Source organism: Citrobacter sp. Cb004, assembly GCF_030337065.1.
Classification (GTDB): Bacteria; Pseudomonadota; Gammaproteobacteria; order Enterobacterales; family Enterobacteriaceae; genus Citrobacter; species Citrobacter braakii.
The window spans coordinates 12,365-25,284 of record NZ_JAOWCH010000061.1 but is presented as its reverse complement, the minus strand read 5'-3'; the positions used below and the strand labels follow the sequence as shown (position 1 = coordinate 25,284).

Below are 12,920 nucleotides of genomic sequence, written 5' to 3'. Positions count from 1 at the left end.
ACATTCCTGTCAATGTTCCGATCCTTTCAGCCACTGCCAGATGCGTCCCAGGGTTTCGTAACCAGCGCGATCGCTGTGCATCAACCAGACGGGTGAAGGTATAGCGCGCTCCCACGGATTAAGCGGTGAATCAATTGCTAACTGATTGGCTGGCGCTGGCAGCGGATGCAAGCCGGCCTGCTGGAAGAAGATCATCGCCCGCGGTAAGTGGGAGGCAGAGGTTACCAGCAGGAACGGCGCATTGCCGATGGCTTTCTTTACCGCTGCGGCTTCTTCTTCGGTATCTTTGGGGTGATCCAGGGTGATGATTTCATCGGCTGGCACCCCCAGCGACTGCGCTACGCGGGCGCCAGCTTCTGCGGTACTGACGTTATTCGTCTTTGCAGCAGCGCCGGTAAAGATGAGCTTCGATCCCGGGTTTGCGCGCCATAGGCGAATACCTTCATTCAGACGTGGAAGGCTGTTGCTGATCAGATTTGAACTCGGCGCCCACTGCGGATTCCAGGTATACCCTCCGCCCAGCACCACAATATATTCTACTTTTTGCGAACCTTGCCACGTTGGATAACTGTCCTCAATCGGTTTCAACAGTCTGTCGGCGACGGGCTGTAAACTAAGGAGTAACAGTGCCAGCCAACTCAGGCTAATACACACTTTCCCTGTTTTTTGAAAGCGACTGAACCAGACCAGCGCCAGGCCAATACCCATCATAATTAGCATCAGTGGCAGCGGCAGCATCATACCGCCAATCACTTTCTTCAGCGTAAAAAGCATCCTTTTTGGTTCCTTTTTTAACCATACAGCAGGGGATCTGCAGGGATATTACACCAGGAAGGTTCATTCTCGGCGTGGGTGTGACAAAATAGCGGTTTTACTTAGTCACCCTAAAGCCAGTATGCGGAGAGCCCGATGCGGGATCGCAATTTTGATGACATTGCAGAGAAGTTTTCCCGTAACATTTACGGCACCACCAAAGGTCAATTAAGACAGGCTATCCTTTGGCAGGATCTGGATCGATTACTGGAAACGTTCGGTGAGCAAAAACTGCACATTCTGGATGCCGGTGGTGGTGAAGGGCAAACGGCCATCAAAATGGCGGAACGAGGACATTTCGTCACATTATGCGATCTGTCTGGCGAGATGATCGCCCGAGCGCAACAGGCGGCAGAGGCAAAAGGTGTGAGCGGGAACATGCATTTTATACAATGCGCCGCTCAGGATGTTGCTTCGCATTTGGAAAGCCCGGTTGATCTGATATTGTTTCATGCTGTGCTGGAGTGGGTGACAGATCCGGTCAACGTGTTGCAGACTCTGTGGTCAGTATTGCGTCCTGGCGGCGCGCTGTCGTTAATGTTCTACAATGCTAACGGTCTGTTGATGCATAACATGGTCGCAGGGAACTTTGACTATGTGCAGGTGGGGATGCCGAAACGTAAAAAACGCACGCTTTCACCGGACTACCCACGCGATCCGGGGCAGGTCTACCAGTGGCTGGACGAGATCGGTTGGCAGATAACCGGTAAAACGGGCGTCCGTGTGTTTCATGATTATCTGCGAGATAAACATAAACAGCATGACGACTTTGAAATGTTACTTGAGTTAGAAACGCGCTATTGCCGCCAGGAACCGTATATCAGCCTTGGGCGCTATATTCATGTCACCGCGATTAAAAGTTCGGCCCGAGCCGCAGATGCAAGGATAATTTATGAGTGAATTTTCCCAGACAGTCCCCGAACTGGTTGCCTGGGCCAGAAAAAATGACTTCTCCATCTCTCTGCCGGTAGACAGACTTTCGTTCCTGCTGGCGGTCGCGACCTTAAACGGTGAGCGACTTGACGGCGAGATGAGTGAAGGTGAGCTGGTGGATGCGTTCCGCCATGTGAGTGATGCGTTTGAGCAAACCAGCGAAACCATCGGCGTACGCGCCAACAACGCGATCAACGATATGGTGCGTCAACGTCTGCTGAACCGCTTTACCAGCGAGCAGGCGGAAGGCAACGCTATATATCGTTTAACGCCATTGGGAATTGGCATCACGGATTACTACATTCGTCAGCGTGAATTCTCTACGCTGCGTCTTTCAATGCAGCTGTCGATTGTTGCAGGTGAACTAAAGCGCGCGGCGGATGCGGCAGCGGAAGGTGGCGATGAGTTCCACTGGCATCGCAACGTCTACGCGCCATTGAAATACTCGGTGGCGGAGATTTTCGACAGTATCGATCTGACCCAGCGCATCATGGATGAACAGCAACAGCAGGTAAAAGACGACATCGCACAGTTGCTTAATAAAGACTGGCGGGCGGCGATCTCCAGCTGTGAACTGCTGCTCTCTGAAACGTCTGGTACGCTGCGTGAACTGCAGGATACGCTGGAAGCGGCGGGGGATAAGCTACAGGCTCACCTGTTACACATCCAGGACGCCACGATGACGCATGACGATTTGCATTTCGTCGATCGGTTGGTGTTTGACTTACAAAGTAAGCTCGACCGCATTATCAGTTGGGGTCAGCAGTCCATTGATTTATGGATCGGCTACGATCGTCACGTGCATAAGTTTATCCGTACCGCGATCGATATGGATAAAAACCGCGTCTTTGCCCAGCGTTTGCGCCAGTCCGTGCAGACATACTTTGACGATCCGTGGGCGCTAACCTATGCCAACGCCGATCGTCTGCTGGATATGCGTGACGAAGAGATGGTGCTGCGTGACGAAGAGGTCACCGGCGAGCTTCCGGAAGATCTGGAATATGAAGAATTTAACGAGATCCGTGAACAGTTGGCGGCGATCATCGAAGAACAGCTAGCTATCTACAAATCCAGACAAACACCACTGGATCTCGGTTTGGTCGTGCGCGAGTATCTGGCGCAATACCCACGTGCGCGTCATTTCGACGTCGCGCGCATAGTTATCGATCAGGCGGTACGCCTTGGCGTAGCGCAAGCAGACTTCACCGGACTGCCAGCCAAATGGCAGCCGATTAATGATTACGGAGCCAAGGTACAGGCGCATGTCATTGACAAATATTGAACAAGTGATGCCGGTAAAGCTGGCGCAGGCGCTGGCGAATCCGTTATTTCCGGCGCTGGACAGCGCCTTACGTTCGGGCCGCCATATCGGTCTGGATGAACTGGATAATCATGCCTTCCTGATGGATTTTCAGGAATATTTTGAAGAGTTTTACAGCCGCTATAACGTGGAATTGATCCGTGCGCCGGAAGGGTTCTTCTACCTTCGCCCGCGTTCAACGACGCTCATCCCCCGTTCGGTCCTGTCTGAACTGGACATGATGGTCGGTAAAATTCTTTGCTATCTCTATCTCAGCCCGGAACGCCTGGCGAATGAAGGGATTTTTACCCAGCAAGAGTTGTACGACGAGCTGCTAACGCTGGCTGATGAAGCGAAGCTGCTGAAACTGGTGAACAATCGTTCAACCGGTTCGGATGTTGATCGCCAGAAGCTACAGGAAAAAGTTCGTTCTTCGCTAAACCGTCTGCGCCGTTTAGGCATGGTGTGGTTTATGGGTCACGACAGCAGCAAATTCCGTATTACGGAATCAGTCTTCCGCTTTGGCGCGGACGTGCGCAGCGGTGACGATCCGCGCGAAGCGCAGCGTCGCTTAATTCGTGATGGCGAAGCGATGCCGGTCGAGAACCGCCTGCAGCTCAACGATGAGCCCGAAGAGAATCAGCCGGACAGTGGAGAAGAAGAATAATGATTGAACGCGGTAAATTTCGCTCACTTACGCTGATTAACTGGAATGGTTTTTTTGCCCGTACATTCGACCTTGATGAACTGGTTACCACGCTGTCCGGCGGTAACGGTGCGGGTAAGTCCACCACCATGGCGGCATTTGTTACAGCGCTCATCCCGGACTTAACCCTGCTGCATTTCCGTAACACCACCGAAGCCGGTGCAACCAGTGGTTCACGTGATAAGGGCCTGCACGGTAAGTTGAAAGCGGGCGTCTGTTACTCAATGCTCGACGTCCTCAACTCGCGCCATCAGCGCGTGGTCGTGGGGGTGCGTCTGCAACAGGTTGCCGGTCGCGATCGTAAAGTGGATATCAAACCGTTTGCCATTCAGGGACTGCCGATGTCGGTGCAGCCAACCCAACTGGTGACGGAAACGCTGAATGAACGCCAGGCGCGCGTGCTGTCCCTCTCTGAGCTGAAAGAGAAGCTTGATGAGATGGAAGGCGTGCAGTTTAAACAGTTCAACTCAATCACCGATTATCACTCACTGATGTTCGATCTGGGCATCATCGCCCGTCGTCTGCGTTCCGCGTCTGACCGTAGTAAATTCTATCGTCTGATTGAAGCCTCGCTGTACGGTGGGATCTCCAGTGCCATTACCCGTTCACTGCGTGACTACCTGCTGCCGGAAAACAGCGGCGTACGTAAAGCCTTCCAGGATATGGAAGCTGCGCTGCGTGAAAACCGCATGACGCTGGAAGCGATTCGCGTAACTCAGTCTGACCGCGATCTGTTTAAGCATTTGATCAGCGAAGCGACCAACTATGTGGCCGCGGATTATATGCGTCACGCCAACGAACGTCGTATCCATCTTGATAAAGCGCTGGAATATCGTCGTGAGCTGCATACTTCACGCAAGCAGCTGGCCGCGGAGCAGTATAAGCACGTGGATATGGCGCGCGAACTGGGCGAGCATAACGGCGCGGAAGGCGATCTGGAGGCTGATTACCAGGCCGCGAGCGATCACCTGAATCTGGTGCAAACCGCGCTGCGTCAGCAGGAAAAAATTGAACGCTACGAAGCGGATCTTGAAGAACTGCAGGTCCGTCTCGAAGAACAAAATGAGGTGGTCGCGGAAGCCGTTGACCGCCAGGATGAAAACGAAGCCCGCGCAGAAGCCGCGGAACTGGAAGTGGATGAGCTGAAAAGCCAGCTTGCCGATTATCAGCAAGCGCTGGACGTCCAGCAAACGCGAGCCATCCAATATACCCAGGCGATCCAGGCGCTGAATCGGGCGAAAGAGCTCTGTCACTTACCGGATCTGACCGCCGACAGCGCTGCTGAATGGCTGGAAACCTTCCAGGCTAAAGAGCAGGAAGCCACTGAAAAACTGCTGACGCTGGAACAAAAAATGAGCGTGGCGCAAACCGCGCACAGCCAGTTCGAACAGGCTTATCAGCTGGTGGCGGCTATCAATGGCCCGCTGGCGCGTGGTGAAGCCTGGAGCGTGGCGCGTGAACTGCTGCGGGAAGGCGTTGAACAGCGCCACCTGGCGGAACAGGTTCAGCCGTTGCGTATGCGACTCAGCGAACTGGAGCAGCGTCTGCGCGAACAGCAAGATGCCGAGCGTCTGCTGGCTGAATTCTGCAAGCGTCAGGGTAAACAGTTCGATATCGATGAGCTGGAAGCGCTGCACCAGGAACTGGAAGCACGCATCGCCGCCTTGTCGGACAGCGTCTCTTCTGCCAGCGAACAGCGTATGACGTTGCGTCAGGAGCAGGAACAGCTGCAGTCTCGTATCCAGCATCTGATGAAACGTGCGCCTGTCTGGCTGGCCGCGCAGAATAGCCTGAATCAGCTTCGCGAGCAGTGTGGCGAAGAGTTTACCTCAAGCCAGGACGTGACTGAGTATCTGCAACAACTGCTGGAGCGCGAGCGTGAAGCCATTGTTGAGCGTGATGAAGTCGGTGCGCGCAAAAATGCAGTTGATGAAGAAATTGAACGTTTAAGTCAGCCGGGCGGGGCGGAAGATCAGCGTCTGAACGCGCTGGCGGAGCGCTTCGGTGGCGTTCTGCTGTCAGAAATCTATGACGACGTTAGCCTTGAAGATGCGCCGTACTTCTCTGCGCTGTACGGTCCTTCGCGTCATGCCATCGTGGTGCCGGATCTGTCGCTGATTACCGAGCAGCTTGAAGGGCTGACGGATTGTCCGGAAGATCTCTATTTCATCGAAGGGGATCCGCAGTCGTTTGATGACAGCGTTTTCAGCGTTGACGAGCTGGAAAAAGCGGTAGTGGTGAAAACCGCCGAGCGTCAGTGGCGTTATTCCCGCTTCCCAACGGTGCCGATTTTTGGCCGTGCAGCGCGCGAAAGCCGTATCGAAACCCTGCATGCTGAGCGTGAAGGGCTGTCTGAACGTTTCGCAACGCTCTCCTTTGACGTCCAGAAAACCCAGCGTCTGCATCAGGCGTTCAGTCGTTTCATTGGCAGTCATTTGTCGGTGGCGTTTGAAGCCGATCCGGAAGCGGAAATTCGCCAACTGAATGGCCGTCGCGTTGAACTGGAACGGGCGCTGAGCAATCATGAAAATGATAATCAGCAAAGCCGTATGCAGTTTGAGCAGGCGAAAGAGGGGGTCTCCGCTCTTAACCGCCTTCTCCCGCGTTTGAATCTGCTGGCGGATGACACGCTGGCCGATCGCGTGGACGAAATTCGTGAGCGCCTGGATGAAGCGCAGGAAGCGGCGCGTTTTGTGCAGCAACATGGCAACCAGTTAGCCAAACTGGAACCGATTGTTTCGGTCCTGCAAAATGACCCTGAGCAGTTTGAACAACTGAAGGAAGACTACGCGTATTCCCAGCAGATGCAGCGCGATGCGCGTCAGCAAGCTTTTGCTCTGACCGAAGTGGTGCAGCGCCGGGCGCACTTTAGCTATTCCGACTCTGCTGAAATGCTTAGCGGCAACAGCGATCTGAACGAAAAACTGCGTGAGCGCCTGGAACTGGCGGAAGCTGAACGTACCCGCGCCCGTGAAGCGCTACGCAGTCACGCCGCACAGTTAAGCCAGTACAACCAGGTCATGGCGTCGCTGAAAAGCTCCTATGACACCAAAAAAGAGCTGCTTAACGATTTACAACGTGAACTGCAGGATATTGGCGTTCGTGCGGACAGCGGTGCAGAAGAGCGCGCGCGTATTCGTCGTGATGAACTGCATGCGCAGCTCAGCAACAACCGTGCGCGCCGTAACCAACTGGAAAAAGCGTTGACCTTCTGCGAAGCGGAGATGGAAAACCTGACCCGCAGGCTGCGCAAGCTGGAACGTGATTATTTTGAGATGCGCGAGCAGGTGGTTACCGCGAAAGCCGGATGGTGTGCGGTGATGCGGATGGTGAAAGATAACGGCGTTGAACGCCGCCTGCACCGTCGTGAGCTGGCGTATCTTTCCGGTGATGAACTGCGCTCGATGTCGGATAAGGCGCTTGGTGCGCTGCGCCTGGCGGTTGCGGATAACGAACACCTGCGCGATGTACTGCGCATGTCTGAAGATCCAAAACGCCCAGAGCGTAAAATTCAGTTCTTTGTCGCGGTTTATCAGCATCTGCGTGAACGTATTCGCCAGGATATCATCCGTACCGACGATCCGGTTGAAGCGATCGAACAGATGGAGATTGAGCTGAGCCGTCTGACGGAAGAATTAACGTCTCGCGAACAGAAACTGGCGATCAGCTCTCGCAGCGTGGCGAATATCATTCGTAAGACCATTCAGCGCGAACAGAACCGTATTCGCATGCTGAACCAGGGGCTGCAAAGCGTGTCGTTTGGCCAGGTAAACAGCGTTCGTCTGAACGTCAACGTACGCGAGACGCATGCTACCTTGCTGGACGTACTTTCCGAACAGCATGAGCAGCACCAGGATCTGTTTAACAGCAATCGTCTGACCTTCTCTGAAGCGCTGGCGAAGTTGTATCAGCGTCTGAATCCGCAGATTGATATGGGGCAACGTACGCCGCAAACCATCGGTGAAGAACTGCTGGATTACCGTAACTATCTGGAAATGGAAGTTGAAGTTAACCGTGGCTCTGACGGCTGGCTGCGTGCTGAATCTGGCGCGCTGTCAACCGGTGAAGCGATCGGGACCGGGATGTCTATTCTGGTGATGGTTGTGCAAAGCTGGGAAGACGAAGGGCGTAGACTGCGCGGGAAAGATATTTCTCCTTGCCGTCTGCTGTTCCTGGATGAAGCTGCGCGACTTGATGCACGCTCTATCGCGACTCTGTTTGAACTGTGCGAGCGTCTGCAAATGCAGCTGATTATCGCAGCCCCAGAAAACATTAGTCCGGAGAAAGGCACCACCTACAAACTGGTGCGTAAAGTCTTCCAGAACACCGAACACGTTCACGTGGTAGGTCTGCGCGGGTTTGCGCCTCAGTTACCTGAGCCGCTGCCTGGCACCGAAGATGCCTCCTCGCAGGCAAGCTAAATAAAAGGCGGCTAAATGGCCGCCTTCTTTTCTTCCGAAAATTCTCAATAACTGGTGTAATTTCTTTAAACTTCTTTACATTAGGTTAGGCAAAAATTTTTTCATGTTTATATACTAAAGGTAAGCCTAACGCGTCACAGGCTTGCTCGTCATACTTCAGCTTGTATTGGCGTTTTACAGGTTCGGCCCCGCCAAAATAAGGGGAAGACATACGGCCTGGCTACTCAAAGTATGATAAAAAACAGGGGGCAAGGGATGTTGCTTAATAAAATGTGTGGTCGTCGGCTGTCGGCAATTAGTTTGTGCCTGGCCGTAACATTCGCTCCACTGTTCAATGCGCAGGCCGATGAGCCTGAAATGATCCCAGGCGATAGCTCAGCGACCGTCAGTGAACAGCCAACAGCGTTATCGCAGCCGCAGGCTCAATCTTCCGCGACGGCTATCATGGCAGGTATCCAACCGCTGCCCGAGGGCGTGTCAGTTGATAAAGCCCGCGCCGAATTACAATCTCAACTTCCAGCGGGCTTCACACCGGTTTATATGAGCCAACTGGAACTGCTGTATGCCGCACGCGAAATGAAACCGATGTGGGAAAATCGTGATGCGGTAAAAGCCTTTCAGCAACAGTTAGCTGAAGTGGCGATTGCCGGCTTTCAGCCGCAGTTCACCACCTGGGTCGCTTTACTGACTGACCCAGCAGTAACCGGTCAGGCGCGAGATATCGTGCTCTCAGATGCGATGATGGGGTATCTGCACTTTATTGCCAACATCCCCGTCAAAGGCAATCGCTGGCTCTATAGCGATAAGCCCTATGCGCTGACGACGCCGCCGATTTCCGTGATCAACCAATGGCAAGTCGCGCTGGATAACGGTCAACTGACTTCGTTTGTCGCCAGCCTGGCACCGCAACATCCGCAGTACGCAGCAATGCATGAATCGCTGCTCAAGCTGGTGGGCGATACGCGGCCCTGGCCGCAACTGACCAGTACCGCGACGCTGCGTCCGGGGGAGTGGAGTAACGACATCCCTGCGCTGCGTGAAATTTTGCGCCGCACCGGGATGCTGGAATCTGTTGTCAGTACGGCTGCCAAAGAAGGCCGTAGCGCTTACGATCGTGAACTTGTTGACGCGGTTAAGCGATTTCAGACGTGGCAGGGGCTTGGGGCCGATGGCGCGATTGGCCCTGCCACGCGTGACTGGCTGAACGTGACGCCCGCTCAACGTGCGGGCGTACTGGCGTTAAATATTCAGCGCTTGCGCCTGCTGCCGGGTACGCTGTCTACCGGTATTATGGTGAATATTCCTGCCTACTCGCTGGTGTATTATCAAAACGGCAATCAGGTGCTGGCCTCGCGCGTTATCGTCGGACGTCCCGATCGTAAAACGCCGATGATGAGCAGTGCGCTGAATAACGTGGTCGTTAACCCGCCGTGGAACGTGCCGCCGACGCTGGCCCGGAAGGATATTCTGCCTAAGGTTTGGAATGATCCGGGGTATCTTGAGCGTCACGGCTATACCGTAATGCGCGGCTGGAACAGCAAAGAGACGATAGATCCGTGGCAGGTTGACTGGGCCACCATCACCGCCTCCAATCTGCCGTTCCGCTTCCAGCAGGCTCCGGGAGCGCGTAACTCGCTCGGACGCTATAAATTCAATATGCCGAGTTCGGATGCTATTTATCTGCACGATACGCCGAACCACACTCTGTTCCAGAAGGATTCGCGGGCGTTAAGCTCCGGCTGCGTGCGCGTGAACAAGGCATCTGAGCTGGCGAATATGCTGCTACAGGATGCGGGGTGGAATGATACGCGCATCTCGGATGCCCTGAAGCAAGGGGATACAAGGTACGTGAATATTCGCCAGAATATCCCCGTCAACCTCTACTATCTGACCGCATTTGTTGGCCCGGATGGTCGCACGCAGTATCGTACAGATATTTACAATTACGATCAGACAGCGCGATCCAGTGCACAAATTGTGTCAAAAGCTGAACAATTAATCAGATAAATGAAGCAGTTCGAGGAAAATAATTGTCGTAAGTTATGCTGGAAACGGGGCGAAATGGCTGCAAGCCCCGTATTTCCTGGGGTTGGGAGCCTTGACGTGGACTACTTAGCCAGATAAGGTTTCCCGCGTGCGCTAGAGCATACATACGATAACATTGACCTTGTAGACCTTAAAACCATGGACAAATTTGACGCTAATCGCCGCAAACTGCTGGCGCTTGGTGGTATTGCCCTCGGCGCTGCCATCCTGCCTACGCCTGCGTTTGCTACACTCTCTACCCCACGTCCGCGCATTTTGACTCTGAATAACCTGCATACCGGTGAGTCAATAAAAGCAGAGTTTTTTGATGGCAGGGGCTATATTCAGGACGAATTAGCTAAACTTAATCACTTTTTCCGTGATTTTCGTGCGAATAAAGTGAAATCCATCGATCCGGGATTGTTCGATCAACTCTTCCGTCTGCAGGGCCTGTTGGGCACGCGTAAACCCGTACAGCTTATTTCTGGTTACCGCTCTATTGATACCAATAATGAATTACGTGCGCACAGCCGCGGTGTGGCAAAGAAAAGCTACCACACGAAAGGGCAGGCCATGGATTTCCATATTGAAGGTATCGCATTAAGTAATATTCGCAAAGCTGCGTTATCTATGCGCGCAGGTGGTGTAGGATACTACCCACGCAGTAACTTTGTGCATATTGACACCGGACCGGCGCGTCATTGGTGATCCATAAGCTTAATGAAACAGGAGCCGTATGAACTATCGTATTATTCCGGTCACTGCATTCGCCCAGAACTGCTCGTTAATCTGGTGTGAGCAAACCCGTCTGGCTGCGCTGGTCGATCCCGGCGGCGATGCTGAGAAAATCAAACAGGAAGTCGATGCCAGTGGCCTGACGCTAATGCAGATCCTGCTCACCCATGGTCATCTTGATCACGTAGGTGCTGCGGCTGAACTGGCACAGCATTATGGTGTACCGGTTATTGGTCCGGAAAAAGAAGATGAGTTCTGGTTACAAGGACTTCCTGCTCAGAGTCGCATGTTTGGCTTGGGCGATTGTGAGCCGCTGACGCCCGATCGCTGGTTGAATGAAGGCGACCGGGTAAGCGTGGGTAACGTGACGTTGCAGATACTGCATTGCCCGGGCCACACGCCGGGACATGTGGTCTTCTTTGATGAACAATCGAAGCTACTGATTTCTGGTGACGTGATTTTCAAAGGCGGCGTTGGGCGCAGCGATTTTCCTCGCGGAGATCATAGTCAATTGATTGATTCGATTAAACGTAAACTGTTGCCGTTGGGCGATGACGTGACGTTTATTCCGGGTCACGGCCCACTTTCGACGTTGGGCAACGAACGGCTACATAATCCGTTCCTGCAGGATGAAATGCCAGTCTGGTAACACCGCAGATAAATGAAAAAGGCCGCTATTGCGGCCTTTTTAGTACGCGATAGATTACAGTACTGCGACAATCGCTTCGCACAGCGGCGCCATGTTATCTGGCGTCATTCCTGCTACGTTCACACGTCCGGAAGCGACGGCATAGACACCAAACTCTTCACGCAGACGCAGAACCTGCTCTTTGGTCAGGCCGCTGAATGAGAACATGCCGTTCTGTTTGATGATAAAGCTGAAATCGCGGTTCGCACCTTTCTCTTGCAGCGTATTCACAAACAGCAAACGCATGCGTTGGATGCGTTGACGCATATCAGTCAGTTCCTGCTCCCAGATAGCGCGCAGGGCATCGTTGCTCAGGATGGTTGCCACAACCGACGCACCGTGTGCTGGTGGGTTGGAATAGTTGGCACGAATGACGGATTTCATCTGGCTAAACGCGCGGTCGACGGTTTCAGCATCGGCTGCAACCAGCGTACAGGCGCCTACGCGCTCATTGTACAGACCAAAGTTCTTGGAGTAGGAGCTGGCGACGATCAGCTCTTTGTGCAGCGCAGCGAATGCGCGCAGACCTTCAGCATCTTCTTCCAGACCGCGGGCAAAGCCCTGGTATGCGAAGTCAAACAGCGGCAACCAACCTTTTTCGACAGAAAGCTGAGCCAGCGTTTGCCACTGCTCCAGCGTAGGATCGATACCGGTTGGGTTATGGCAGCAGCCGTGGAATAACACCACGTCGCCAGCCTGCGCTTCGCTGAGGCTTGCCAGCAGCGCATCAAAGTCTAATGAGTGGTTCGCGGCATCGTAATAGTTGTATTCACGAACTTCCAGACCGGCAGAGTTAAAGACGCTCTTATGGTTTGGCCAGCTTGGATTGCTCACCCATACGCGTTTAGCTGAGGTGTTTTTTGCCAGGAAATCAGCGGCCACACGCAGTGCGCCAGTGCCGCCAGGGGTCTGTGCTGTACGCGCACGTTTGTCGTTGATAAGCGAACTTTCTTTACCAAACAGTAATTCCTGAGTGCAGCGACCAAACTCTGGAATACCGTCGATGCCAAGGTAATTTTTGGTGGTTTCATTTTCCAGAATATATTGCTCGGCTTTTTTAACGCTGGTCAGTACCGGCGTTTTGCCTGTCTCATCTTTATATACACCGATCCCAAGGTTTATTTTTCCTGGGCGGTCATCGGCACGAAACAAATCAGCCAGACCCAAAATGGGGTCGGCAGGAGCGGCAGTAATGTTCTCAAACATGACGAGGTTCCATAGTGATTACAGAAGGGAAGTCCGCTATCAGGTTAACGGTAGATTTACAAAATGCCAACCGTTACTGACGAAAAGCCGAGG

The 12,920-nt window shown here is 53.4% G+C and carries 9 protein-coding genes; 7 read left to right on the top strand and 2 right to left on the bottom strand.

The window, feature by feature from the left end; genetic code table 11:
- Positions 1-9: 9 nt before the first annotated feature.
- Complete coding sequence (elyC, locus tag OGV65_RS13790) at positions 10-774, bottom strand: envelope biogenesis factor ElyC (RefSeq protein WP_286455071.1); 765 nt, start codon at positions 772-774, stop codon at positions 10-12.
- A 135-nt stretch (positions 775-909) separates the two neighbouring features.
- Here elyC and cmoM point away from each other — a divergent pair, with 135 nt between their 5' ends.
- The 7 genes from cmoM to OGV65_RS13755 all read left to right on the top strand — a co-directional run bounded on the left by cmoM (position 910) and on the right by OGV65_RS13755 (position 11,582).
- On the top strand, positions 910-1,713 hold the full coding sequence (cmoM, locus tag OGV65_RS13785) for a tRNA uridine 5-oxyacetic acid(34) methyltransferase CmoM (RefSeq protein ID WP_016156122.1): 804 nt from the start codon (positions 910-912) through the stop codon (positions 1,711-1,713).
- On the top strand, positions 1,706-3,028 hold the full coding sequence (gene mukF / locus OGV65_RS13780; protein ID WP_016156123.1) for a chromosome partition protein MukF: 1,323 nt from the start codon (positions 1,706-1,708) through the stop codon (positions 3,026-3,028). The genes cmoM and mukF overlap by 8 nt, the downstream gene beginning before the upstream one ends.
- Entirely contained in the window at positions 3,009-3,713 is a 705-nt protein-coding gene (gene mukE / locus OGV65_RS13775) for a chromosome partition protein MukE (protein WP_016152457.1), read from the top strand. The genes mukF and mukE overlap by 20 nt, the downstream gene beginning before the upstream one ends.
- Complete coding sequence (gene mukB / locus OGV65_RS13770) at positions 3,713-8,173, top strand: chromosome partition protein MukB (protein WP_286455070.1); 4,461 nt, start codon at positions 3,713-3,715, stop codon at positions 8,171-8,173. The genes mukE and mukB overlap by 1 nt, the downstream gene beginning before the upstream one ends.
- A 255-nt stretch (positions 8,174-8,428) precedes the next feature.
- Positions 8,429-10,180: a L,D-transpeptidase gene (gene ldtD, locus OGV65_RS13765; RefSeq protein ID WP_016156125.1), complete on the top strand. Its 1,752-nt coding sequence runs from the start codon at positions 8,429-8,431 to the stop codon at positions 10,178-10,180.
- Positions 10,181-10,357: 177 nt separating this feature from the next.
- Positions 10,358-10,906 carry a peptidoglycan L,D-endopeptidase MepK gene (mepK, locus tag OGV65_RS13760; RefSeq protein WP_016152461.1) on the top strand — a complete coding sequence of 183 codons (549 nt, stop codon included), beginning with the start codon at positions 10,358-10,360 and terminating at the stop codon, positions 10,904-10,906.
- Positions 10,907-10,934: 28 nt separating this feature from the next.
- Positions 10,935-11,582 (top strand): MBL fold metallo-hydrolase, encoded by a 648-nt coding sequence (locus OGV65_RS13755; RefSeq protein ID WP_047501159.1) that lies wholly within the window; start codon positions 10,935-10,937, stop codon positions 11,580-11,582.
- Positions 11,583-11,636: 54 nt separating this feature from the next.
- Here the strand turns inward: OGV65_RS13755 and aspC are convergent, their stop codons facing one another.
- Complete coding sequence (gene aspC / locus OGV65_RS13750; protein WP_016152462.1) at positions 11,637-12,827, bottom strand: aspartate transaminase; 1,191 nt, start codon at positions 12,825-12,827, stop codon at positions 11,637-11,639.
- Positions 12,828-12,920 lie beyond the last annotated feature (93 nt).

Bases quoted from the DNA above. Each gene is read 5' to 3' on its own strand.
- aspC (WP_016152462.1), bottom strand. From the start codon at position 12,827: ATGTTTGAGAACATTACTGCCGCTCCTGCCGACCCCATTTTGGGTCTG.
- mepK (WP_016152461.1), top strand. From the start codon at position 10,358: ATGGACAAATTTGACGCTAATCGCCGCAAACTGCTGGCGCTTGGTGGT.
- mukE (WP_016152457.1), top strand. From the start codon at position 3,009: ATGTCATTGACAAATATTGAACAAGTGATGCCGGTAAAGCTGGCGCAG.
- OGV65_RS13755 (WP_047501159.1), top strand. From the start codon at position 10,935: ATGAACTATCGTATTATTCCGGTCACTGCATTCGCCCAGAACTGCTCG.
- ldtD (WP_016156125.1), top strand. From the start codon at position 8,429: ATGTTGCTTAATAAAATGTGTGGTCGTCGGCTGTCGGCAATTAGTTTG.
- cmoM (WP_016156122.1), top strand. From the start codon at position 910: ATGCGGGATCGCAATTTTGATGACATTGCAGAGAAGTTTTCCCGTAAC.
- mukB (WP_286455070.1), top strand. From the start codon at position 3,713: ATGATTGAACGCGGTAAATTTCGCTCACTTACGCTGATTAACTGGAAT.
- elyC (WP_286455071.1), bottom strand. From the start codon at position 774: ATGCTTTTTACGCTGAAGAAAGTGATTGGCGGTATGATGCTGCCGCTG.
- mukF (WP_016156123.1), top strand. From the start codon at position 1,706: ATGAGTGAATTTTCCCAGACAGTCCCCGAACTGGTTGCCTGGGCCAGA.